This window comes from Bradyrhizobium sp. AZCC 2289 (assembly GCF_036924615.1).
Taxonomy (GTDB): domain Bacteria; phylum Pseudomonadota; class Alphaproteobacteria; order Rhizobiales; family Xanthobacteraceae; genus Bradyrhizobium.
Genome location: NZ_JAZHRY010000001.1, coordinates 4,595,422 through 4,619,410, shown reverse-complemented (window position 1 = coordinate 4,619,410; position 23,989 = coordinate 4,595,422). Strand labels below are relative to the sequence as shown.

Annotated in this window: 15 protein-coding genes; 7 read left to right on the top strand and 8 right to left on the bottom strand. The window is 57.3% G+C overall.

Features of this window, described 5'->3' with window-relative positions; all coding sequences use genetic code 11:
- The first annotated feature begins 209 nt into the window (after window positions 1-209).
- The gene (locus V1289_RS22015; protein WP_334398812.1) at window positions 210-6,059 is read left to right on the top strand and encodes an AAA family ATPase; all 5,850 of its coding nucleotides are present in this window, start codon (window positions 210-212) and stop codon (window positions 6,057-6,059) included.
- 530 nt (window positions 6,060-6,589) lie between these two features.
- Here V1289_RS22015 and V1289_RS22010 read toward each other — a convergent pair.
- Entirely contained in the window at window positions 6,590-6,775 is a 186-nt protein-coding gene (locus tag V1289_RS22010; protein ID WP_334398811.1) for a hypothetical protein, read from the bottom strand.
- A gap of 203 nt (window positions 6,776-6,978) precedes the next feature.
- On the opposite strand from V1289_RS22010, the gene V1289_RS22005 reads away from it, so the two are divergent.
- The 5 genes from V1289_RS22005 to V1289_RS21985 all read left to right on the top strand — a co-directional run bounded on the left by V1289_RS22005 (window position 6,979) and on the right by V1289_RS21985 (window position 10,757).
- Window positions 6,979-7,227: a hypothetical protein gene (locus V1289_RS22005; RefSeq protein ID WP_334398810.1), complete on the top strand. Its 249-nt coding sequence runs from the start codon at window positions 6,979-6,981 to the stop codon at window positions 7,225-7,227.
- Between the two features lie 100 nt (window positions 7,228-7,327).
- On the top strand, window positions 7,328-7,993 hold the full coding sequence (locus tag V1289_RS22000; protein WP_334398809.1) for a DUF3489 domain-containing protein: 666 nt from the start codon (window positions 7,328-7,330) through the stop codon (window positions 7,991-7,993).
- A 4-nt stretch (window positions 7,994-7,997) separates the two neighbouring features.
- Window positions 7,998-8,561, top strand: coding sequence for a DUF2924 domain-containing protein (locus tag V1289_RS21995; protein WP_334398808.1), 564 nt, complete (start codon window positions 7,998-8,000; stop codon window positions 8,559-8,561).
- Window positions 8,554-10,284 (top strand): recombinase family protein, encoded by a 1,731-nt coding sequence (locus V1289_RS21990; RefSeq protein ID WP_334398807.1) that lies wholly within the window; start codon window positions 8,554-8,556, stop codon window positions 10,282-10,284. Before V1289_RS21995 ends, V1289_RS21990 begins: the two co-directional genes overlap by 8 nt.
- Before the next feature lie 161 nt (window positions 10,285-10,445).
- On the top strand, window positions 10,446-10,757 hold the full coding sequence (locus V1289_RS21985; RefSeq protein WP_334398806.1) for a hypothetical protein: 312 nt from the start codon (window positions 10,446-10,448) through the stop codon (window positions 10,755-10,757).
- A 159-nt stretch (window positions 10,758-10,916) separates the two neighbouring features.
- On the opposite strand, the gene V1289_RS21980 is transcribed toward V1289_RS21985, so the two are convergent.
- Both V1289_RS21980 and V1289_RS21975 read right to left on the bottom strand, forming a co-directional pair.
- Window positions 10,917-11,843: a hypothetical protein gene (locus V1289_RS21980; RefSeq protein ID WP_334398805.1), complete on the bottom strand. Its 927-nt coding sequence runs from the start codon at window positions 11,841-11,843 to the stop codon at window positions 10,917-10,919.
- A complete protein-coding gene (locus tag V1289_RS21975) occupies window positions 11,836-14,397 on the bottom strand; it encodes a hypothetical protein (RefSeq protein WP_334398804.1) in 2,562 nt (853 codons plus the stop codon). The genes V1289_RS21980 and V1289_RS21975 overlap by 8 nt, the downstream gene beginning before the upstream one ends.
- Before the next feature lie 520 nt (window positions 14,398-14,917).
- Between V1289_RS21975 and V1289_RS21970 the strand changes: the two genes are divergently transcribed.
- Window positions 14,918-15,679: a hypothetical protein gene (locus V1289_RS21970; protein ID WP_334398803.1), complete on the top strand. Its 762-nt coding sequence runs from the start codon at window positions 14,918-14,920 to the stop codon at window positions 15,677-15,679.
- On the opposite strand, the gene V1289_RS21965 is transcribed toward V1289_RS21970, so the two are convergent.
- From V1289_RS21965 to V1289_RS21945, 5 genes are all read right to left on the bottom strand, one after another.
- Window positions 15,676-16,119: a hypothetical protein gene (locus V1289_RS21965; protein ID WP_334398802.1), complete on the bottom strand. Its 444-nt coding sequence runs from the start codon at window positions 16,117-16,119 to the stop codon at window positions 15,676-15,678. The two genes, V1289_RS21970 and V1289_RS21965, sit on opposite strands and share 4 nt — an antisense overlap.
- A 160-nt stretch (window positions 16,120-16,279) precedes the next feature.
- On the bottom strand, window positions 16,280-17,020 hold the full coding sequence (locus tag V1289_RS21960) for a TIGR02391 family protein (RefSeq protein ID WP_334398801.1): 741 nt from the start codon (window positions 17,018-17,020) through the stop codon (window positions 16,280-16,282).
- A gap of 97 nt (window positions 17,021-17,117) precedes the next feature.
- A complete protein-coding gene (locus tag V1289_RS21955) occupies window positions 17,118-20,258 on the bottom strand; it encodes a type I restriction endonuclease subunit R (protein ID WP_334398800.1) in 3,141 nt (1,046 codons plus the stop codon).
- Window positions 20,255-21,589 carry a restriction endonuclease subunit S gene (locus V1289_RS21950; protein WP_334398799.1) on the bottom strand — a complete coding sequence of 445 codons (1,335 nt, stop codon included), beginning with the start codon at window positions 21,587-21,589 and terminating at the stop codon, window positions 20,255-20,257. Before V1289_RS21950 ends, V1289_RS21955 begins: the two co-directional genes overlap by 4 nt.
- Window positions 21,586-23,409 carry a type I restriction-modification system subunit M gene (locus tag V1289_RS21945; protein ID WP_334398798.1) on the bottom strand — a complete coding sequence of 608 codons (1,824 nt, stop codon included), beginning with the start codon at window positions 23,407-23,409 and terminating at the stop codon, window positions 21,586-21,588. The genes V1289_RS21950 and V1289_RS21945 overlap by 4 nt, the downstream gene beginning before the upstream one ends.
- Window positions 23,410-23,989 lie beyond the last annotated feature (580 nt).

The window sequence follows — 23,989 nt, the reverse complement described above, 5'->3', positions numbered from 1 at the left end:
CCGGAAGTCAGTTGATTTCTCGATCACTTCGTCGGTGCATTCTTCCTTGCCCAAGCATTTCGGCTCTATAAGCAAGAGGCCCGCGAGGTTCTCGTCTAGCCACAATATGGCACCGATCGCATTTTTGGGTGCCTATTTTTGGGTTGACGGGCAAAAGCAAACGTAACCTAATCAATGCCTTAAAGTAGTCCTCCTGCCAGGAGGCCTTCATGAACGAGCTCTCGGGCTACGTATTCTCGCCGCTGCGCGAGGGAGACATCGCTCTCCACCGTGGCTCCGGCAGCGGCTTGGCGCCAATCCTGCTTGTTGCCGCGGATGAAAGCTCGCGCGGTTGCGTCGAGCGGCTTGAAAACGAATATGCGCTCAAAGCCGAACTTGACGCTGAGTGGGCGGCGCGACCAGTCGCGCTGACGCACCACAACGGCCGCATGACGCTGGTGCTTGAGGATCCGGGCGGGACGCCGGTCGATCGACTGCTTGGCCAACCTCTGGACGTATCGCATTTCCTGCGCATCGCGATCTCTCTCGCGGGGGCGCTCTGCCGAGTGCATGAGCGAGGCCTTATCCATAAGGACATCAAGCCGGCAAATATCCTGGTGGACGCGGCAAGCGGCGGCGTGTGGCTGACCGGGTTCGGCATTGCCTCGCGTCTGCCGCGCGAGCACCAAGCCCCCGCCCCGCCAGAGGTGATCGCGGGGACGCTCGCCTACATGGCGCCGGAACAAACCGGCAGGATGAACCGCTCGGTGGACTCCCGCAGCGATCTCTATGCTCTGGGCGTCACCTTCTACGAGATGCTGACGGGGACACTGCCCTTCACGGCCGCCGATCCGATGGAGTGGGTGCACTGCCATATCGCGCGGCAACCGATGCCGCCGGATGAGCGGGTCGCGGGCGTCCCCGAGCCGCTCTCGGCAATCGTGATGAAGCTTCTCGCCAAGACCGGCGAGGAGCGCTACCAGACTGCCGCCGGTGTCGAGGCCGATCTTCGGCGCTGCCTGGCGGAGTGGGAGTCGCATGGCCGGATCGAGCCCTTCTCGCTCGGCGGTTGCGACGTATCGGACCGGCTGCTGATCCCGGAGAAGCTCTACGGCCGGGAGCGCGAGATCGACACTCTGCTCGCTTCCTTCGACCGGGTCGTGGCGAACGGCACACCGGAACTCGTGCTCGTGTCCGGCTATGCCGGCATCGGCAAGTCCTCGGTGGTGAACGATCTGCACAAAGTGATGGTGCCGCCGCGTGGCCTGTTCGCATCCGGCAAGTTCGACCAGTACAAGCGCGACATCCCATACGCGACGGTGGGCCAAGCCTTCCAGAGCCTTGTCCGCTCGCTCCTCACCCAGAGCGAGGAGGCGCTCGGCCGGTGGCGGGACTGCTTGCTCGAGGCACTGGGCCCAAATGGACAGCTCATCGTGAACCTCGTTCCCGAGCTGGAGCTTGTGATCGGAAAACAGCCGCCCGTTCCAGACCTCCCGCCGCGAGATGCGCAGAACCGCTTCCAGACGGTGTTCCGGCGATTCCTCGGGGTGTTCGCGCGCAAGGAGCACCCGCTCGCGCTGTTCCTCGACGATTTGCAATGGCTGGACGCCGCAACGCTCGATCTCCTCGAGCATCTGGTCACGCATTCGGAAGTGCGGCATCTGCTTCTGGTCGGAGCCTACAGGGACAACGAGATCGGTCCTGCCCACCCGCTTCCGCGGACCCTGGAGGCGGTCCGCAAGGCTGGAGCGCGGATTCAGGAGATCGTGCTGGCGCCTCTTGGACTCGACGATGTCGGCCAGCTCGTCGCCGATGCCATGCATTGCGAGCCCGAAAGTGTGCGGCCCCTAGCGCAACTGGTGCAGGAGAAGACCGGCGGAAATCCGTTCTTCGCGATCCAGTTCTTCATAGCGCTGGCCGAAGGAGGACTGCTCGCGTTCGACCCCGCCACGCGGGCTTGGCAATGGAACATGGATCGCATCCGTGCCAAGAGCTACGCCGATAACGTGGTGGATCTTATGGCCGGGAAGCTGAAGCGCCTCTCCGCCGCCACCCAGGAAGCCCTGAAACAGTTCGCCTGCCTGGGCAACACTGCGGCAATCGCCGCTCTCACTCTGGTGCACGGCGACACAGAAGAGGCAGTGCACGCGGCACTCAGGGAAGCCGTCTACGCTGGCCTCGTCATCCGCATGGACGGCGTCTACCAATTTTTGCACGACCGGATTCAGCAGGCGGCTTATTCCCTGATTCCCGAAGAACACCGCGCCGGAGTTCACCTGCGTATCGGTCGCGCGCTGCTGGCGGGCATGAGGGCGGATGAACTCGCCGAGAATCTGTTCGAGGTCGCGAACCAGTTCAATCGAGGCGCTACCGGCCTCATCGATCGTGACGAGAAAGCGCAGGTGGCGACAATCGATCTACGTGCCGGGCGAAAGGCCAAGGCGTCGGCGGCCTATGCGTCGGCGTGCGCGTATCTGACGGCCGGCATGGCGCTGCTCGACGACAGCGACTGGGGCAGCCAGTACGAACTCATGTTCAGCCTGTGGCTCGATCGCGCGGAATGCGCGTTTCTGACCGGCGACTTTGACGAGGCCGAGCGACTGATTGCGGAGTTATTGCAGCGTGGGACGTCGAAAGTTAACCTTGCGGCCGCCTACCACTTGAAGATCCTGCTCCATGTCGTGAAATCGGAGAACCCGCAAGCCGTGGCCAGCGCGCTCACGTGCCTGCGCCTGTTTGGCATCGACCTGCCAGCACACCCGAGTTGGGAACAGGTTCAGGCCGAATACGAGACGTTCTGGCGCAACCTGGACGGGCGCCCGATCGAGGACCTAATCGATCTGCCGCTGATGACGGATCCGGAGCTTCTGGCGGCCATGCGCTTGTTGTCTGTCCTTTGTGATCCTGCCTATGTCACCGATCAGAATCTGCTTTGCCTGGAACTGTGCCGCGCAGTGAACCTCGGCATACGGCACGGAGTGAGCGGTGCCTTCGCGCACGCCTGCGGCTACCTCGGGTGGCCTCTCGCAACGGTCTTTCGGCGTTACCCAGAGGGTTTTCGTATCGCCAAGCTCGGATATGACCTGGTCGAGAAGCACGCCTTCCTCGCCTATCGACCCAAGGTTCAGGACGCGACGGGAATCGCTGCCTTCTGGACGCAGCCGATGGCGACCTCGATCGATTTCGTCCGGGCGTCGTTTCGCACCGCGCTCGAGACGGGAGATCTGACCTACGCGTGCTACGCCATGTACCACACCGTCACGCTGCTTCTCCTACGGAACGAGCCGCTCGACGCGGTGTGGCGCGAGGCGGAGATCGCACGGGACTTCGTCCGGGACGCCAAGTTCCGCGACATGGAGGACACCATCGTCCCCCAGCAACGTTTCATCGCGATGATGCAGGGCCGCACCGCGAGCATCTCCACGTTCAATGACGCGCAGTTCGACGAAGGGGCGTTCGAGGCGCAGCTGATGGGCGGCCGGATGCCCACGATGATCTGCTGGTACTGGACCATGAAGGCGAAGGCGCGGTTCCTGGCCGGCGAGCATGCCGAGGCGCTCGCAGCCGTCGACAAGGCGACGGCGCTGCTCTGGTCCTCGACCGGCCACTTCCCCCTGATCGACTATTACTACTACGCCGCATTGACGCTAGCGGCTCTCTACGAGAACGCGTCGGCCGTCGAGCGGGCGCGATGGCGCGAGCTCCTGGAACTACGCGACCAGCTGCGCGAGTGGGCGGACGTCAATCGGCCGAGCTTCGGCGACAAGCACGCCCTCGTATCGGCCGAGATTGCCCGCCTCGAAGGCCGGGAGCTGGACGCGATGCGCCTCTACGAAGCGGCCATCCACCTGGCGCGCGAGCACGGCTTCGTGCAGAACGAGGGCTTGGCCGATGAGCTAGCCGCGCGGTTCTACGCGGCGCACGGCTTCGATACGACTGCCCAAGCGTATCTGCGGGAGGCACGGCGTTGCTATCTTCGCTGGGGCGCGTTCGGCAAGGTGCGGCAACTCGAGCAGCTTCATCCGCATCTCCGCGATGCGCCAGTCCCTGCATCTCCTACCACTACCATTGGTGCGCCGGTCGAGCGGCTGGATGTCGGGACGGTGCTCAAGGCTTCGCAGGCCGTGTCGGGCGAGATCGTCCTCGGGGATCTTATTAAGGTGCTGCTCCGGATCGCGGTCGAACATGCCGGCGCCGAGCGTGGCCTGCTCATCCTGTTCCCAGGCGACCAGCCAAAGATCGCGGCGGAAGCGACGACCGGCAGCGGCCAGGTTGAGGTTACGCTGAGCCGGACGGCCGTGTCACCGGGCGAGCTTCCCGAATCCGTGCTCCACACCGTGATCCGGACGCGGGAAAGCGTGATCCTTGATGACGCCTTGGCGCAGAATCCGTTCTCGGCTGATGAGTACATCTGCCAGAAGCGTGCTCGGTCGGTCCTCTGCCTGCCCCTGGTGAAGCAAGGCAAGCTGATCGGGGTGCTCTATCTCGAGAATAACCTGGCATCGCACGTGTTCACGCCCGCCCGGATCTCGGTGCTGGAGCTGCTGGCGTCGCAAGCGGCGATCTCGCTGGAGAATGCGCGTCTTTACAACGATTTGAGGGAACGGGAGGCGAGGATCCGCCGCCTGGTTGACGCCAATATCATCGGGATCATCATATGGGATCTTGACGGTCGTATTCTCGAGGCCAACGAAGCTTTTCTCCACATGTTGGGATATAGCCGCGACGAGTTCGTTTCGGGTGACCTGCGCTGGACCGCGCTGACACCCGACGAATGGAAGTACACCCACGAACAGGGTATGGTAGAGCTCAGGGCGATCGGAAGCCACACACCTTTCGAGAAGGAGTACTTTCGCAAAGACGGCAGCCGCGTGCCCGTGCTTATCGGCGGAGCGATCCTCGACGAAGGCGGAGACCAGGGTGTCTCCTTTGTGCTCGATTTGACCGAACGCAAGCGGGCCGAGGCGGAGCTGCGCGAGAGCGAGCAGCGCTTTCGCACGCTGGTACAATTCTCCTTCGACGTGTACTGGGAATCCGATGCGCAGCATCGCTTCATCCGTCAGGATTTCGCCGAAGGCCTTGCAGACCCGCCGGCGCCGGGCTCTGAAATCGGCAAGACAAGATGGGAAGTGCCCTACTTGGAGCCTGACGCGGAGGCCTGGCGCAAGCACCGGGAGACCCTCGAGGCCCACCTGCCTTTCCGTGACTTTGAGCTCGCGCGACCCGCCGCCGACGGCGGCAAGCGTTACATATCTGTTTCGGGCCTGCCGGTGTTTGATAAGGCGGGGCGCTTCATCGGCTACCGAGGCGTCGCGCGGCACATCACCGAGCGCAAGCGGGCAGAAGAGGCGCTGCGGCACATGCAGATGGAGCTGGCGCACGCGAACCGCGTCGCGACGATGGGCCAATTGACGGCCTCGATCACCCATGAAGTGAACCAGCCGATTACAGCGGCAGTCACGTACGCGTTAGCCGCTCGGCGTTACCTAAGCGCGGAGCCGCCAAATTTTCATGAGGTGGATGACGCGCTCTCTCTTATTGTCAAGGAGGGGAATCGCGCAGGCGAGGTCGTCGGGCGTATCCGCGCACTCATTAAGAAGGCGCCCGCACGAAAAGACGCCGTAGAGATCAACGATGCCATCCTCGAGGTTATTGCTCTCACCCGTACGGAGGTCGCAAACAATAGCGTCTCGGTGCGGACGCAGTTAGCGGAGGGCTTGCCGCGTGTCCAGGGAGATCGGGTCCAGCTGCAACAGGTACTACTTAACTTGATCATCAATGCCATCGAAGCGATGCGCGACGTCGGCGAAGAGGAGCGGGAATTGCTCATTAGCAGCCGTAACGAACCGGATGGCGTATCAGTCGAGGTGCGAGATTCAGGTCCAGGCTTCGCGCCGGCGGATCTTGACCGTGTGTTCGAGGCTTTCTACACCACGAAACCGGGCGGTTTGGGGCTTGGGCTGTCGATCTGCCGGTCGATTATCGAAGCGCATAACGGACGATTGTGGGCGAGCGCGAACCTGCCCCGCGGCGCCAGCTTTCAATTCGCCCTGCCGGCGATCGCAAACACTGCGTCGTGATGCTGCACTCGTGAGCCGTCCTAAAGAACAGGCAACCCGACCGCGAGTTCTGCTGTGGGTCAGACTCGGACCTCAGGCAATGAAAACGCTGAGTTCGTTCTACCCTCAATAACGGACCTAGGCGAGATGCGACGGCGAGTCGTTTTCTCCTCAATTTGTCTTGCAAAACTCGTCAAGCCTCGATTGCAGGCGTTAACTGGCCTGGGGCCCCCGCTACTCTTCGCCGCTCCCCCCTCGCTCCCCCGTGCAATTTCAAACGGCAATTCCTGCTTGGGTTCAACAACTATCTGCGCGCGGCCCTGACCTTGAGAGGGGTGAGCTCTCTTCCCGTCAGCTTGGTAAACGAACCGCGTGTTCACGACGCGGCTCCGCTTAAGCCATGCATGTCCGCTATAGAGCGCGGCGAGCGAACTCGTTTGAGCTCGGCCTTAATCACGCGGATGTCGATGTCTCGATGCCGATCCGCACCGCATCCAATCGATGACCGCGCTGCTGCGGGATCGGAGTGGGTGAGATGATCCGCCTCTCAATTAACGCTGATGACCGAGACCAATGCCAAGTTTAAGCGCCTTTTGGCGCAAAGAGCCCACGGTTCTCTTGGTCAACTTTGCAATCTTGTCGACAGGTGTTCTCGCTTTGGAGTGAGCTCGAAGCTCTCTGACATCGGCTTTCGAATACTCACGACGAGCGATTTTCTTTTTGAACTTCTTAGCCAACTTCTACTCCCGATTTTGGAAAGTTCTTTGTAGCACAGGGGATTTGCTTCGCAACAATCCGACACTCAGGCGCATTTTTGAAGTTTTCCTCGCTTTAACGAAGACATTCTTGATTTGGATCCAGAGATGCTTGGTATGCGCTAAAATGAGCAACAAGATTGCTCTGGTTTCGCTCGACTTCGCCGGCACGGGAAGCATGTGTGGTGGCAACAAAGGAGTTGGCTGCGATGGACGCACAATTAGTCGAAGCAACAATCAAGACCTACCTAACCGAAATCCGTAGCCGGCTCGATAAAGCCGCGGGAATAGGACGCGCAGCGGACGCTTGCGCGGGCGCCGGGTTTCACGAGAAGGGCCTCGAAGTCGCACTCGACATGGAGCAACTTTTGTATGAGGCAACAACGCTGCTGAATGCCGCGAGCCTGATCAACCGGATCGCTCAACAAAGCTGAGGGTCATTTTGTTAAGCCTCCTCCCCGCCGGCGCTTGCGCCTCCCGCGGGGTTGCGGTCGTGGCGGCGATGATGCCGCACGACCTTTGAAGGAGGATTTTATGAAGCTCTCCGATACTCAACTACTGATTCTGTCTTCGGCTTCGCAACGAACCGACCATGCGGCGGTTCTGCCAGCAAACCTCAAAGGCAGTGCCGCAAAGAAGGTGGTCGACAGGCTCTTGAGCGAAAAGCTCCTGCAAGAGCTTCGCGCCAAGGATGACATGCCAGTATGGCGGCGCGGCGACGACAAGAGGCCTTATTCATTGCGGATTACCAAGGCCGGCCTAAGAGCGATCGAGATCCAGGATGTTGCCGAGGCGCCGGACAATAATGCCGCGGCCGATCCCGGTGAAGTCGCAGCCGCCGATGTGTCCACGGAAGCCAAGTCGAGCGAGTGGCCGGGCCGCGCCAAGCGATCAGACGCAAAGAAGACTACTGCCGTTTCCAAGAGGGCGACCAAATCATCGTCCGATCAAATCAAAACAGACTCCAAACAGGACAGGATCGTAGCCCTGCTTCAGCGCCCAGGCGGCGCGACATTGGATGCCCTGGTCAAGGAGACGCAATGGCAGAAGCACTCGGTGCGGGGATTTCTCGCCGGCACGGTGCGCAAGAAGCTGAAACTCCCGCTCCTGTCCGAGAAAATCGACGGTGTCAGAACCTACCGCATCGGCACGGCCAACGCCGCCAAGACCAAAAAGACGGCGGCGGCGCGAAAGGTTTGATCGGATGTCGCGTGGCACGATCGATGATGCCGCTTTAGAGGCTGAGATCGGGCAATTGCCCGCTCTCAGCCTTCTTGAACTGCGGAATCGCTGGAAGACGCTGTTCAGCCATCCCGCTCCCAAGTCATTGCGCCGGAATTTTTTGGCTCGGGCCGTGGCATATCAAATGCAGGTCGAGGCCTATGGTGGACTATCGGTCGCGACAAAACGTCGGCTCCGGGAAATCGCCCACGCCGTGCGAACTGGTGATGCGAATGCCATGCTTGGCAGCAACCGCATTAAGCCCGGCACGCAGATGATCCGGCAATGGCAAAACACCACCTATGCCGTCACGGCATTGGCGGAGGGATTCGAGTGGAACGGTCGGACTTACAAGTCACTCTCCGCCGTTGCCAATGCCATCACCGGTACCAACTGGAACGGGTTTGCCTTCTTTGGCATCAAACGGGCGCCATCTGGGAACAAGAACGCGTCGGGGCCGCGGCGAACCAGCTCGCGTGCAAATCCTGACGTCGGCACCGTGCCTGTTTCAAAAGTGAAGTCTACGAGGAGCGGACGAAATGCGTAACCCGGCCCCGCCCTGGACCAAGGTTTTTCGCTGCGCCATTTACACCCGGAAATCCTCCGAAGAGGGACTGGAACAGGATTTCAATTCCCTGCATGCGCAACGCGAGTCCTGTGACGCATATATAAAGAGTCAGCGGCATGAGGGCTGGACTCCCCTTCCCGCTCTTTATGACGATGGTGGATATTCCGGGGGATCGACGGAACGGCCGGCTCTCAAGAGGTTGCTGGCCGATATCCAGTCCCATTTGATTGACGTGGTCGTGGTCTACAAGGTGGACCGGCTTACCCGGTCATTGGCGGATTTCGCGAAAATCGTCGAAATCTTCGACGCGGCCGGCGTCTCGTTCGTCTCGGTCACCCAGCAATTCAACACCACAACGTCGATGGGCCGCCTGACCCTCAACGTCCTCCTTTCCTTTGCGCAGTTCGAGCGCGAAGTGACGGGTGAGCGGATCCGCGACAAGATCGCCGCGTCCAAGCAGAAGGGCATGTGGATGGGAGGCTGGGTACCCATCGGCTATGACCGAAAGGAACGCACCCTCACCATCAATGAAACGGAGGCCCAGACCGTCCGAACGATCTTTGACCTGTTTCTCAAACTCAAAAACGTCCAGCGGGTCCAGGCCGAACTCGTTCGCCTCAATCTCACGACCAAGCCATATGCGACGCCCCGAGGCCGCGCGGTCGGCGGCTTGTCCTTTGCCCGTGGTCACCTCTACAAAATCCTGTCGAACCCTCTTTATATCGGGGAGATCGAGCATAAAGGTGTCCGGTATCCTGGCCAGCATCCGCCCCTGGTTGACGCCGCGACATGGGACGCCGTCCAGGCCCAGCTTGCGGCCAACCATCACGAAAATCGGACCAGGACCAACGCAAAGAGTAAAAGCCTGCTCGCGGGGCTCATTTATGACGACGCCGGCAATCGGCTCGTCTCCAGCCATGCGACCAAAAACGGCAAGCGTTACCGATATTACGTGACATCAGAGGGGACCGGGCGTTCTGTCGCAGCGGCTAGCGTCCCAAGACTCTGGCTTCCTGCCGCCACGATCGACGAGCTGGTGCTGACGAAACTGCAAAGCTTTCTGACGGATAAAGCTCAGATATCACGCTTGCTTCGCGAAACGCAATGTCGCCCGGCGGAGATTGGCCGTGCTCTTGGGATGGCAAGCATGCTTGCGGATTCGCCGACATCCGCCGTACCCATGGCGCAAAATGTTGCCGATCTTCTTGCGCGCGTAACTGTCAATCCCACAAGCCTAAATATCTCCATCAAGCGAGACCGGTTACTGGCGATGTTGACTGACACATTCGTGGAGCCATCCCAGGACGACGGCCAAGATAACATCATTTCACTCGAGGCGGCTGTTCCAGCCGCGCCCGGTGGCGGGTCCGGCAAACTCGTTTTCGAGGAAACTGGCAAGACACCTGACGCCGTTGTCGTAAAGGCCGTCGCACGCGCCTCGATCTGGTTCGAACATCTCACGACGGGCAAATCGCAGTCTATGGCGCAAGTTGCAATTGGTGAGAACATCACCGACAACTACGTCAGCAACCTGATCCATCTTGCCTGGTTGTCACCCGATCTGGTCGGCCGGGTCTTGGAAGGTGATCCAGAGGCGACCGCGGTGGCGAGGGGCGCAATGCTCACGCGCAAATCCGATGCTGTGTGGAGACAGAGCTGGAAAGCCCATGCCGAGCGACATCTCCATCCGGGCCAACAGTAACTCTCTGCTGCCCTCCGAAGGCAAAGGTCATAGGTTCGACTCCTATCGGGTGCGCCACCTACTTAAACCCGATGTATCAACGACTTATCTCGTTGATGATGGATTCTCAAAAGCTCCTCAGAACGGCCGGTCACACGCTGGTCACAACAGAGGAGTTTTCAATGGCGACCCTACGCTTTCGTAACGGCAAGTGGCAGGTTCAAGTCCGACGCCTAGGCTATCAAGCCCGTACCCAATCCTTCCTAAACAAGATTGATGCTCAACGATGGGCGCGGCATATTGAGACCGAGCTCGATCGGATACTCATACCGAACGACGTGCGGGCGCTCGCCAAGGTCACTCTGGCAGACCTCCTCCTGATTCGATACCGCGACACCGTAACAATAAACAGGCGTGGGCTATTGCCCGAAACGAAACGCATCGACGCATTCCTTCGCCAAGGCTGGTGCGCCTATCGTCGGCGCGAACGCTGAGCGAATTGGTCGCACTATGCCATTTCAGCAATCTTCAGCCGCTGTGGCGAAGCGAGAACCTACGGAAGGGCGGGCCTAGCGCCCCGTCCTCGAACACGAGCGCGCATCTGTCTTTATTTCAAACGCGATACATCAATCCAAGTCGCCTCTTGATGACCACTATATTGACATCATTTCATAAGCCTTAGAATAAGAGACGTTGCCAAATACCATTTCGCTCCTAAGACCAAGGATATTTTCGGGCGTCGGCAACCCGGAGACTTTGATCTTCGCTTTGATGCGGAGTTGGCTCAATAGCAGGTTCAATTCGAGCAGAATATGTTCTCTTAGTGTTGCTTGAGCCCATCTAAACGTCATAACTCGATAAAACAGTGCAAACTCAGTCCAGTTTCGTGAACTAAAATCACGACGATTCCAACCCCAGCGCCGCGTTACTCGACATTCGTATATCTCCACCTCTCGTCTATATTCAACGAAGTTGAAATGAGAGTCCGTCTGGCGCCGCTCCAAGTCCTTCATCCAGAACTTTGGGGTCGTGTCACGAAATCGAGCCAACTCCCGAAGAATCTTTCGGTAACCATGGTATCCGCCCAGCGCCTTAGGCACCTCCACGACCCAGAGATCGCGCCTCGGAATAAGAATGAAAGCTTCTTTCCAACTCTCTCTGTCAGTACGGGGCACGGCTTGCACGCAAAGCCAAGGCGTTACAAAAAGACGGCGCGGTGTGAAGCTCGTCAAGCGAACGTCGTCACGATTCGAAATCTCGTAGGGAGCCCTTCCATACCAAGCGACATTTGTCGCTATCTCCGTTATGGCGTCGCCAACTAGCTCCTTTAAGTTGGTACGCGCGTACCGAGTTAGAGATTGCAGTAAAGCGGTCGCCCGTTCTACTTCGTGGTTGGTGCCTATGATCCTTGCGTTGTATGTACCCGCATCCCTTGCCCTAATCGGCATAATTGATAACGGAATGTCTCGCATGAACATCGAGGCGCCTGGACCCAAATCCTCTCGCAGGCTAGGAAAATGCCGCGCGACGCGCAATGTTGAGCGCTTAATCGATTTTGGTCTCTGGGCCAGTCTAATCATGATTGTTCTCTGGTTCGTGCGCGCTATCAAGATCAACAGCGGCCCTACTCATTCGCTGCTCTTCCCGAGCGATGGCCTCACCCAAATCACAACGGCGAGCCTTACTCGCAAAGTTTGCTCCATCATCTCTTTTCCTAACGAGCATCTCAATGAAAACGTCGATGCCATCGTAGAACGTGCCGTATTCATCTTCTGCAAGGACCCTGACGAGAGGGCTTTTGTGGTCTGCTACGCTTCGATCTGAAAAGAACTGTCCTCGATCCCGAATGTTGCGTCTCTTGATCTTACGAAGCTCCTGCGAAACCGATAGACCCCACGCCGTCCTAATAAGCGACCGGTGTGCTATCTCGAACGCGGTATCAGTTATTGAGATTGCCGACGTCAAAAGCCCGAGCATATTTTGACCGCTACCTTTCGACCTATCCAAATATTCATTCCAGACGCGAGCGATGGTTCCTGAAAGCCTAGGGTTTTCGTGAACCTCTGCCAGAAGGAGGCCATATCCACTTAAACTCATAAGATCCAAGATCGGAGCAATCGCGACTTTGATCGCGGCCAATCCTCGCCAATCGTCGAAATTCGCCTTGGCTCTGAGTTGATCGTATTGCATCAAGCTGCTCGCAAAAAAATAGCCAAAGCTTTCATCGACCATATCAGCGTCGTTACCAATGAGAGAGGCCAGCAGCTTCTCGCCAACCGCATGAAGGAATTGGCCCGCGAAATCGGGGAAGGAATTTGGCCGTGTCACAGCCCCCAATCGGGTGGCCTCTTCCGCCATTAGTTTCAGGAGGAAATTGCTACGGCGCGTCTTGCTATCCTCAAGTAACTTGAAATCAATCTTCGGCCAAGGAAGATCGTCTATTCGCCGGTCGGCACTTAGTTCATTCCAATGCTGGCGCAGCCGATAAAACTGGTATTCAACCTTTGCCCAATATTCTGTTTCTCGGTTGATAATCGTGGCTTTAACCCAATAGAGCTCGTTCGTGGTTGCGAGGGCCAACCATTTGTCAAACATTTCCTGTGCCGTCATTATCAGAACGTTGAGAGCGACCTTCAGATTCTCAGAAGAACTCCGGCGCACCAATTCAAATAAATACCAATCTGGACTGATCCTGAAAGACTCTGAGCGATACTCAAAGTTAACTCGGGGGTATGACCATTCAAGTTGAACGAGAAGGTGTCGCGGGAGACCGCGCTCGTATATGCCGCTGCGCGATTTCCAATTTATCGCTTTCATGTTCGCTGCAAGAACGGCGCAACTATCTCTTATGACGGCCTCGGCATAGGCGAGAAATATAGTTATTGGGATGGATGCCATGGCATCCGCGAGTGCTATTACCTCCAGAGATTCAAATTCAGTGTTTTCGAGCTTCTTACTGAATAATGTATCAGCGCACTTTGTCGTGAGATCGTTGAGAACGTTAAACGCTATGTCCACTTCATGCGCAGTTGCGAGCGAGCGTGCATAAGAATCGATTCGTCGAATTAGCAGAGAGGCAAGGTCGTAGCGACTATCACTCACGTTCTTGGCGAGGCAGGAATGCGTGATTGAAAGGATTGATGACTCAAGCCACTGCGTGTCGCTCACCTCTTTGGGGTCAAGTCGTCCAGTTCCTTGGTAAGTTAGAGAAGTACTACTGTCATCGGTCTGGTACCAATCGGCATGTGTATATTGTCTCGGATACCACCGGCTATCTGTAGGGATTTTCTTTTTTGATGAGTTGTAGTCTCCGAGCAAAAGAAGGAGATGCTGACAGAGGGTGACATAGGGCTGTCCGCTGAGCCGGCCTTCCTTGCCGGTAATTTCGGTCAATGTTTCGACGGTATCGAGAGCTAGTCTTGCTGTTTGATAGGCATGACTTTGGAAGGATGGGTCCAGCCAACGAAATTGGCGGGGACCGACTAGAACGTATGACCGCCTAATTTGCTCAACAAGTTCGCTCGCCAAGCTCGTCGGGTCGAAAAGATAGAAAGCACGCGCACCAAGTTTTACGAATGCAATCACTGAAATGCCTGCCCCAAGCAACACCAATATTGCTGCTAGTTTGTTAGGTGCGAAGCCCGCGGCCTTCATTGAGAGCAGTATTACGCTTGAGTAAGTTAACAACGCTAAGAACCGCATGTACACGTTGCCGACACGCTCTTTAGCCAGCAAGTCCCTAATATTGTTGGGTACGCGAGCATAAATCGCACCTGAAATCGCAATGGTCGCTGCATAATACAACCCGATGAACACGCCACCCATTCCCGCTATGGTAGCGAGAAGTGTGGAATATGTGTCGTTCAATATCGTTAGGCCCGTGCGCTTGTAGAGATCGTCAAATAACGAGTCCAACGATTGAGTGATTGCAGCGAATGAAACAGTGACGAATATGGCTAGGAACGTGGATGCGCTGAGCCGCAGAAATGTGCCTGTCTCAGTTTTGTTTTCATTCAATCGAAGCTTGGCGCCGAACGCGCTACGGCGAACGAGAAAATCTAAATAGGTAAACTGAAAGCGCAGTTTCCAGAATACTCGCGTCATCCCAAGGAATACGATGAGTGTATTGCGCAAAGCGACAGTCTCACTGTTTAGCGTTATGGAAAGCGCACCTATTACGTTAGGTTGTGCAAGATAGCAGACACCCTACCGAATTTGGTAGTGGTAGCTACCACTTGTTTCTTGAATAGAATCACCCATGACACGCCTCGGCGCCGGTGATCGCATTCCGAAAATTGTAAAATTTTTCGAGTGGGTATCTAACAGGGTTGGGGCCGTGGTTTTCCCCGGCCCCCTGAGCTTGACCGCATTCGTCACATCTCGGTCACGCGCAACGCTGACTATCTGGCCTTGACCTGGGGGTCGGGCGTACCCTATCGTTTCTCGCAGTCGGCTATTCTATTGAGTTTTAGGGTCGGGAGTTGGTAAACCCCACGAAACTTGGCTTAGTTGCCCTCCGAAGGCAAAGGTCACACGTTCGAATCGTGTCGGGTGCGCCAATATTTTCAACGATTTAGCCTTTCGACGCTTTCTCTGCTTTGGGGCAGGTAAGCACCGGGTAAGCAGCTGAAGTGTCAATTAGAGGCCACCGCACGTGACGGCCATCGTGGGTATTCGCTGTAAAGACGGCGTCGTCATTGGTGCAGATAGTTCAGCCACTTTCGGAGACGGTGGCGGCAACCGATTCATTGAGCAATCCACTCGCAAAAAAATAGAGATCGTTGGAGAGAATGTCATTGTGGCCGGCACAGGAGCCGTAGGCCATATGCAGCGTTTTTCTGCGGTGACCCAGAAATTGTGGGACGGCAAATCATTTTCGGGAAAGTCCGAGATAGAAATCGGGAAGATTCTCGCGAGCGCCGGCATCGCCGACTTCCATCAGACCCACGCTATGAACAATTTGGAATTTGCGGCGATGGTCGCGTATCCCGCCAACGATCAACCGTCGCTTTGCGAGTTTCCAGGTGGCCGGGGACTATTCCAACCCGAGATCAAGAAAGTTGACGATCTGTGGTTTGCATCAACTGGCAGCGGTCAATCGATAACCGATCCGTTCCTTGCACTGCTCAGGAAGGTCTACTGGCGCGATGAAGCGCCGGCTCTTCAAGGCGGCATCTTCACCGCCCTATGGGCGCTTCAACATGCGTGCGAGGTAAATCCAGGGGGAATTAAAGAGCCTGTTACGATCGCTGTGCTTGCCCGCGAAAAAGGAAAGTTGAGGGCGCGAATGCTCGACGACGCGGAACTGGCTGAACACCAGAACATGGTAGCCGAAGCTACAAAGCATATGGCGTCGTTTCGAGACATACTCGAAGGAAAGGGCAAACCGAGCGACGTGCCGATGCCAAAGGCTTAGCCTCGGAATACAGAATTGGCTTTCATGCTCGGATACTGCTTGTAGATCGAACCAACCAACTCAGCGAAGCTAAGCGAGCGGACCCAAGCGGACACCCTCGTCAAGTATTCCTGCGCTCGATCGCTAAGCTGAGCGAAGGCGGCCCGCCCGGCATCGTATCCGGCCGCTGTTAGTGAAAATTTCCGCCGACTGGCGCCGGGCGCCGCCTCAATGGCCACGAGGCCCTTTTGAGCAAGCGCTTCCAATTCGGAGTAAACGGCGCGATCGAACGGACCGTAGTCATATGGCTCGAAACTGAATTGCGGGCCGCCAAAATCAGCGGCGATGTTCTGATCTAGGAGGAAAAACAGCTTCTGCACCTGCACTGGCGCAAACGAGCTGGACTGTTCCGCGGCAAGAGCCGCGAGGACAACCTTTTGGCGTGGTGAGATATCGTTCATTCAGTCCTCTGAAGTCGGCAAATACTGCCGGGCTGATTTGGTGATTCTAACACAATTTTCCAGGAAAGTATTTGACAAATTGCCGGAACGGAGTCCTCCGATCGAGTCGGGGGCCGCTTCACCGGCTTCCGGCTGACAAGCCCGGCGGGACCGGCAGAGGCTATTTGTTAGTATTGACCGCGGCGACCAATGCCCTACGGCTGTCAATGACCCGCAAAAGGTGACTAGCAACTATCAGCATCTCAGCCGCCTCTTTCGGATCAGCCAAGTCAACATTGCGGTGGCTTCGTGGGTTTTTGAACACACTGACCGCGCCAGCCGCAAACTGCTGCATACCCTGCCGTTCACCGGCCGGATCTGTCGATAGCGTCAAAGGCCCCGTCTCAGCATTGAAGGCCTTAGCCACCATTGCCATGCCATGAGATTCCGGGGCAAAGCCAGCGGCCTCTCGCACTTCGCTCTCTACAACCTTGAACGCTTCGAAAACGGCGGCGTCGTAGCGGCCTATTTTGAAAATCTCGATTGAGGCGTCCCTGATTTTCGGATGCATCATGAATGCAGGCAGAAGGCGTTCGAGGCTTAGGCGTTCAATGTCGCGACCTGGGTCGAACTCCGCGCCGGCTCGGCTTAAGACATACCATGACCCGGCCATTTGGCTTAGGTCCGGTACGACTAGCAAGAATTGCAGTGCCCACTGCATCCCTTCGGATACGCGCTGCATCAGCCAACTCGGTGAACCCTGATTGCCGTACCAATTATTTATGCTGCCTTGAAAATTATGAGGAGAGAAGCGGTTGCCTTCCGTCTGCATATGCAGAACCAAGGCTACACCGACTTGCTCCGGTGTCGCTGTGTTCAATTCGTCGATAGATGAAAATGATTCTTTGAACGCCTTGGCCACTAGCACAGAACCTTCAGTTCACAATTCGAGGGAATAACTGTCTGATGAGCGGCTATGCCATCGTAATTTATTGGCCATCGGGTAATTTGATCTCCTCTTATGAGCTGCCTTTTGGCATTTCGTGACCTTGCTGGCCGCCCCGATCTCTCAATGCCTCGTAAAGTTGCGCTGGTCCGAGCAATACGTCCTTCAAACCCTCTCGTACTTTCTCTGAATCGATGGCCTGCTTGCTCATGGTGCTGTGAGCCGCTAGCGCGTCCATGACGGCGTTCATGATCTCCTTAGAGAGCGTCGGAGAGTTGGCGAACTGCGCCTTTGTATTGTTGCTCGCCTGGAGTACTAGTTCTTCGGATTCCAGCAGCTTCCCCTTAATCACGTTGTTCACGTACACTAGCTGATCGTCATCGGTCAGATCACCCTCGAACAGATCGTTCACCTTTGCGATGATCTCTTCGAGCCGCGCTTTCTCCTTTTCATGCAGCGAGCCCGAACCGGCCTCCGACAGCGGCGGCAGTTTGGGTGCTTCACCATCTCCAAGCGGCAACTGTCGTTTACCCTGATCCTTCAGGCTATGATGGGTAAGCTTCACCTTCGACAGGTCGATACCTTCGCGCTCCCGTCCGAACTCCAACAGCGGGATCAACCGCCGATAGAACATGAAACGCTTCTCGATGGCGGTGTTGCCGTAGTCAAATATCTGCGACAGAAAGCTGTACGTGCGCTGGAATGCGCCCATGTCGGCCTTGAACAGGATTAGCGCACTGATCTCGCCGTTGGCCTCCTCGCCCGCCTTGTCGTCCTTCTTCGCTCGTGCCGTCAGCAGCTTTTCCTGCGCTTGCTTGAACCGCTTCAGGAGACGGTCCGCAACGGGCTCCAATGCGGCAATCAGGTCACCTTGCTTGGCCTTGGGGTTCATCTCAACGGCCGCGACACGGTCTACCTCAAATTCATCGTAGTGGCCCGACGCATCGAGCTTCGCCCGCAAATCGTAAACTAGGTTTGGGTCGGTGACCCCTTCCAGTTCCGCCGTGTCGTAATAGGTCTTGAACGCGGCCAGCACTTCCTCGGAACTGTTGACGAAATCCAGCACGTAGGTGGTGTCCTTGCCGGGATGGGCACGGTTGAGCCGCGAGAGTGTCTGCACAGCTTGGATGCCGGCGAGACGCCGGTCCACATACATGCCGCAGAGCAGCGGCTGGTCGAACCCTGTCTGAAACTTATTAGCCACCAGCAGGATTTGAAACTCTTCGCCCTTGAAGGCATCGCGGATGTCCCGCCCGTTCAGGCCGGGATTAAGTGCCTTGCTGGTCTCCGTGAAGGCATCGGGGCCGGACTGGCTGTCATTCACCTCGCCCGAAAAGGCCACAAGTGTTCCGATTTTGTAGCCTCGCGACTTGATGTATTTTTCTATGGCAAGCTGCCAGCGCACCGCCTCGACGCGGCTTCCCAGCACCACCATCGCCTTGGCACGCCCCTCCAGCAAAGGTGCAACGTTCTCGCGAAAATGCTCGACGACGATCTGGACCTTTTGACTGATGTTGTAGGGATGCAGCCGGACCCAGCGCATGATACCTTTTAGCGCCGCGTCACGCTCGACCTCCTTGTCGTCCCATTCCTTGCCGTTGTTAGCGAGGCGGAAGGCAAGTCTGTAGGGCGTGTAGTTGCTCAACACGTCAAGGATGAAGCCCTCCTCAATGGCCTGACGCATCGAATAGACATGGAACGGCGCGGGCAGATTGTTCTCGTCAATCGGCTGGTCAGACTTTGGTGGCCGCCCGAATAGTTGCAGCGTCTTGGCCTTCGGGGTGGCGGTGAAGGCCACGTAGGTGATGCCCTTGTCACTGGCGCGGGTCGTCATTTGGGCCGCCAGCATGTCTTCCGTGCTGACCTCGCCGCCGTCTCCGAGTTCGGCAAGTTCCTCCGGCGACAGCACCTGCTTGAGTTTTGCGGCCGCTTCACCTGTCTGCGAGGAATGCGCCTCGTCGGCAATCACCGCAAACCGCTTGCCCTCGGTGGCCGCCAGTTTGCGAACCTCCTCCAGCGCAAACGGGAAGGTTTGGATGGTGCAGACGATGATCTTCTTGCCCGCCGCAAGCGCCTCCGCGAGCTGCCCGCTCTTGCTAGCTCCTTCGGACTTGATAGTGGCAACGACGCCCGTAGTCCGCTGGAAGTCGAACAGCGCGTCCTGGAGCTGGGCGTCTATCACATTGCGGTCGGAGATGACGATGACGGTGGAGAACAGCTTCTCGTTTTTGGCATCGTGGAGGTCGGCGAGGAAATGCGCGGACCACGCAATCGAGTTGGTCTTGCCCGAGCCTGCCGAGTGCTGGATCAGGAACTTGCCCCCTGCGCCTTCCTCCAGAACCTTGGCTTGCAGTTTCCTAGTAGCGTCGAGCTGGTGATAGCGCGGGAAGATGATGTTGGTGATCTTCTTCTTGTCGTCGCGCCGGGTGACCAGATATCGCCCGATAATTTCCAGCCAGCTGTCGCGCTGCCAGACCTCGGCCCAGAGGTAGCTGGTGCGGTGACCGGCTGGATTGGGTGGGTTGCCCTTCGCGCCATGGTCACCCTTGTTGAAGGGCAGAAAAGCGGTCGGAGGACCGGCAAGCTGCGTCGTCATGTGGACTTCGTTATTGCTTACCGCGAAGTGCACCAGCGCCCCGCTGGGGAAGTTCAGCAGCGGCTCGACCCCCTGTCCTTTCGGTCGCGGGTTGCGGTCGAAGCGATACTGGTCGATGGCGTCGTCGATGCTCTGGGTAAAGTCGGTCTTGAGTTCGACAGTGGCGACCGGCAGCCCATTCAGGAATAGCACGAGGTCGAGGCAGTTCTCATTCGCTAACGAATACCGAACTTGCCGCACCACGCGCAGCCGGTTCGCCGCATAGCGAGAGAGGATGTCCCCGTTCATCGCCAGAGCGGGCTTAAACTGAGCCAGCGCAATCGGCTGGCGCAACCCGATCAGCTCCACGCCGTGTCGCAGCATATCGAGTGTGCCGCGATCATCGAGCTGCTTGCGGATGCGGTCGAGCAACACGGCCTCCGCGCTGGGACCGTGGTTCTTGGCAAGCGTCTGCCACGCGGTGGGCTGAGTGTTCTGTACCCACGCCATCAGATCAGCAGGAAAGACAGCGCGAGCACGGTCGTAAAGAGCCGCATCACCTTCAGCATAGAGCCAGCCGTGCGCGGCGAGATGTCCGCATATCTCGTCCTCGAAGCTGATCTCCTTATGCAGGCTCATGCGGCGACCACATCAGGAATGGGCACATGGGCTTCCACCAACCCGCGTACATCGATCTTGCCCGTGACGGCGGCGGAGATAAGCGCGCCACGGCGCTCTTGGAGGAGCGCAATGACCTTCTCCGCCTCTTCCGCCAGCGCGTTGAGGCTATGGGTGGTCGCACCTAGAAATTCCACGATTGCACTTTGCTCAGATAATGGTGGAACAGCCAGAACAACTTCCTTAGTCTTTTCTTGGTTCATGATGCCAATAGTCGATGCGTTAGAAAGAAAACGCATCATCTCCGCCTTTACGGAAAGGGAATAGGCAAGGAATAGGCCCTTCATCGCGTCACATGGAGGCACAGCATTTATCTGCTGATTTCCGGAGCACAAGCGGTCAGAAAATCCGACGCGACCCAACGTCGCCCCTATGCTGACAATCAATACACTCCCCGGTGGGAACAGATTGGCGTCATTTGCTTCCACACAAGCGTGAGAGATGTTCTTCGCTGCCGTCGATAGCCTTAAGTCGCCTCCAAAATCTCCCGGAGTGAACCAAGGTAGGCCTTCCGTGTCTGCGGCAGGATTTTCTGTCGTTGGAGTTCGGCCCGTTTGAACTCTTGACGAAAGCCGACGTAGTGTCATGACGTCCCAATGCTCTGGCACCTCGCCGAGCCACTCGACGCCAGGGTCCTTCATAGTTTCGTTCGGGTCGATACCCTTGGTAACCGCGCGGGAGATGACGGCCTGCCGCTTCTCCTTCAACAGTTCTATTAGCTGTTGCTGCTCCTCCACCAGCGCATCAATCTTACTCGTCTCATGATCGAGGAAAGTTGCAATAGCGGTTTGTTCGGAAAGCGGTGGGACAGGAAGAATAAAGTCGTTGAAGCTATCCGTCGGCATTCGCCAACGTCCAAGCCCGGACGCCCCCTGCCCGAAAGCATAGAAAATCCTTTGCCGATAGCCATTTTGAAACAAATATAAGAAGAACTTTAATGAGACTTCTTTCTTTCGGGCAGTGAAAACTCTGTAGTCTGGGCTCGTTACACCATGGAATTTCGATACATCGACGTACCCGGTCAGAAGGTCCATGTGGTTCATGACAAAGTCGTCAGGCTCAACAAGCTGATACTTTGAGTAGTCCATGGACAGTTGCCCGTCGTTGCTGTCTGTGTTTCGAATTTTCAGTCCCTGCTGTGTTACCGACAAGACATCGTGGCCGAGCTCCCCAGCGATCCTCTTTCGGATTTCAAAGACAGTTTTGACACGCACGGCTGACCAATGGTCAGGGATGATGCCGAGCCAATCAGCACCACTTTGCCGGTACCTCTTGTATTGAGGTAAGCTCATGCTGCCAGCCCCTCAATCATCGCCGTGATACGGGCAGTTACTTGCGCCAGCTCGGCATCAATCTCGGCCAGCGGGCGCGGCGGCTCGAATACATAGAAATGCCGATTGAAGGGGATTTCGTACCCTGTCTTCGTCTTCTCGTGATCGATCCACGCATCGGGCGCATGGGGCAGCACCTCCCGCTTGAAGTACGTATCGACGTCTTCCGAAAGTGGCACATTCTCAGTGTCACGAAGTGCACTATTGCTTTTCTGTTTGCCTTTGCTACCGATCACGACTTCGCCCTTCTCGTCGCGCAACGGCCGCTCCACTGTGATCGTGCGATAGCCGAAGGTCTCGTTCGGGAAGATACGGGATAGCGGCGCAAGCTTTACGCGGCTACCTTCGGGAGCGAGCGGCGGATTGCCGCCCTCTCGCACTACCTGCCGCTTAGTCTCCTTGCCCTCAGCGTCGAACACCGTCGCTAGCTGAGCCTCGACAAAGGAGCCGAATAGCGTCGTCACCTCGGCGATATGCGTCTCACTCATCTCCTTGCGCTTGGAGCCAAGGCTCTTGCGTATCCTTTGCCAGAACGAGGATGCGTCAATCAGCTGCACCCTTCCCTTGCGCAGGGCCGGTTTACGGTTGGAGACAATCCAGACGTAGGTGGAAATACCAGTGTTGTAGAACATATCAGTCGGCAGACCGATGATGGCTTCGACCAGATCGTTCTCCAGCAGATATCGGCGGATTTCGCTCTCGCCGGACCCCGCACCGCCTGTGAATAGTGGCGAGCCATTGAGTACGATGCCGAAGCGGCTGCCGCCGTCTTGCGCCGGGCGCATCTTGGAGAGGAGATGCAGGAGGAAGAGTAGTGAACCGTCGGACACACGCGGAAGACCGGGACCAAAGCGACCATTGAAACCTTGGCTCTCGTGCTCCTTGCGGACTTCCTTCTCTACCTTCTTCCACTCCACCCCGAACGGCGGATTAGAGAGCATGTAGTCGAACTTCGCTTGAGTGTGGCCGTCTTCGGATAGGGTGTTGCCAGCAACAATGTTGGCTACATCCTGACCCTTGATAAGCATGTCCGCTTTGCAGATCGCATAGCTCTCGTCGTTTAGCTCCTGCCCAAACATCGTGAGGCGGGCCTGTGGGTTCAGCGCCGCGAGGTGTTCGCCAGCCACGGACAGCATTCCACCGGTCCCTGCGGTGGGGTCATAGATGGTGCGCACCACGCCGGGCTTGGACAGAATGTCGTCGTCCTCGACGAAAAGCAGATTGACCATCAGGCGGATGACTTCCCGGGGCGTGAAGTGCTCGCCGGCCGTTTCATTGGACAACTCAGCGAACTTGCGGATCAACTCCTCGAACGCCAGCCCCATCTCATGGTTGTCAACGGCCTCGGGATGCAAATCAATGCCAGCGAACTTTTCAGTGACAAGATAAAGCAGCCCGCTCTTCGCCAGTTTGTCGATCTGGGTTGAGAAGCTAAACCGCTCGAAGATGTCACGCACCGCAGGCGAGAACCCCTGAACATAGGCATAAAGGTTCTGGCTGATGTGGTCCTGATCGCCCATCAGCTTGCGGAGGTCCATATCGGACGTGTTGTAGAAGCTCTGGCCCGAAGCGCGGAGTAGGAACGGGTCGGGATTTAGACCCGCCTTCTTTTTCGCCTCGAACTCAGCGAGCACCTTCGCCTTGGTGGGCTCCAGAACGCAATCCAGGCGCCGAAGCACCGTGAAGGGCAATATGACCTTGCCGTAGTCAGACTGCTTGTAATCGCCCCGCAGCAGATCAGCCACGGACCAGATGAAGGAAGACAGATTTTGGTGGTTCACGTTTTGAGGTTCCCCGAATTGCCCGAAGCAGTGCGGACACTCTGCCAACGGCTGTCGGCCTGGACAACCCCCACTTGCAGTTAATGGGCACCACTAGAGCGCGGTTGGCCGGCTCCCCCGCCCTCGCTTATTACAGAGCCCTTCGGGACCTCGCCGCTCAAGTCGATGGACTGAGGAGGCAATCCCATTAGGGCAGACGAACGCTCTTGAGCCGATCTCGCCGGAATGGACGCTCCAAACACCCTGTTAGGGATCCCGTCCTCTCAAAGCACCTGAGGTTCGCGAGATAGGTAAACAGAGCGCGTCAGTAGCCGAACTGCCTGATGTATTCAGCTTCGTTGATCATGTAGAGCGGTACCGGCAGTGACTGACTTCGAGTGATCGCGGGGGTTTCTCGTCTTGCCACCCTAGTCGGGGATTGCCCAGCGGACGGCGCACTTACAGCCGCTGACTTAGGGGCGGTCGTTTTTGGTTTTGTGGGAGCAGAATTGATGACCATACCCAGGACACGACGCGAGAACTCCGCATCGAAGGCTTTGAGAACGCTCGGAGCGCCGCTTTGAGTTACCTGAGTGGCTGT

What these genes read in the sequence shown, in the direction of transcription:
- V1289_RS21980 (WP_334398805.1), bottom strand. Translation starts at nt 11,843, where the DNA reads ATGATTAGACTGGCCCAGAGACCAAAATCGATTAAGCGCTCAACATTG.
- V1289_RS21985 (WP_334398806.1), top strand. Translation starts at nt 10,446, where the DNA reads ATGGCGACCCTACGCTTTCGTAACGGCAAGTGGCAGGTTCAAGTCCGA.
- V1289_RS22000 (WP_334398809.1), top strand. Translation starts at nt 7,328, where the DNA reads ATGAAGCTCTCCGATACTCAACTACTGATTCTGTCTTCGGCTTCGCAA.
- V1289_RS21990 (WP_334398807.1), top strand. Translation starts at nt 8,554, where the DNA reads ATGCGTAACCCGGCCCCGCCCTGGACCAAGGTTTTTCGCTGCGCCATT.
- V1289_RS21965 (WP_334398802.1), bottom strand. Translation starts at nt 16,119, where the DNA reads ATGAACGATATCTCACCACGCCAAAAGGTTGTCCTCGCGGCTCTTGCC.
- V1289_RS21955 (WP_334398800.1), bottom strand. Translation starts at nt 20,258, where the DNA reads ATGAGCCTGCATAAGGAGATCAGCTTCGAGGACGAGATATGCGGACAT.
- V1289_RS21950 (WP_334398799.1), bottom strand. Translation starts at nt 21,589, where the DNA reads ATGAGCTTACCTCAATACAAGAGGTACCGGCAAAGTGGTGCTGATTGG.
- V1289_RS22015 (WP_334398812.1), top strand. Translation starts at nt 210, where the DNA reads ATGAACGAGCTCTCGGGCTACGTATTCTCGCCGCTGCGCGAGGGAGAC.
- V1289_RS21995 (WP_334398808.1), top strand. Translation starts at nt 7,998, where the DNA reads ATGTCGCGTGGCACGATCGATGATGCCGCTTTAGAGGCTGAGATCGGG.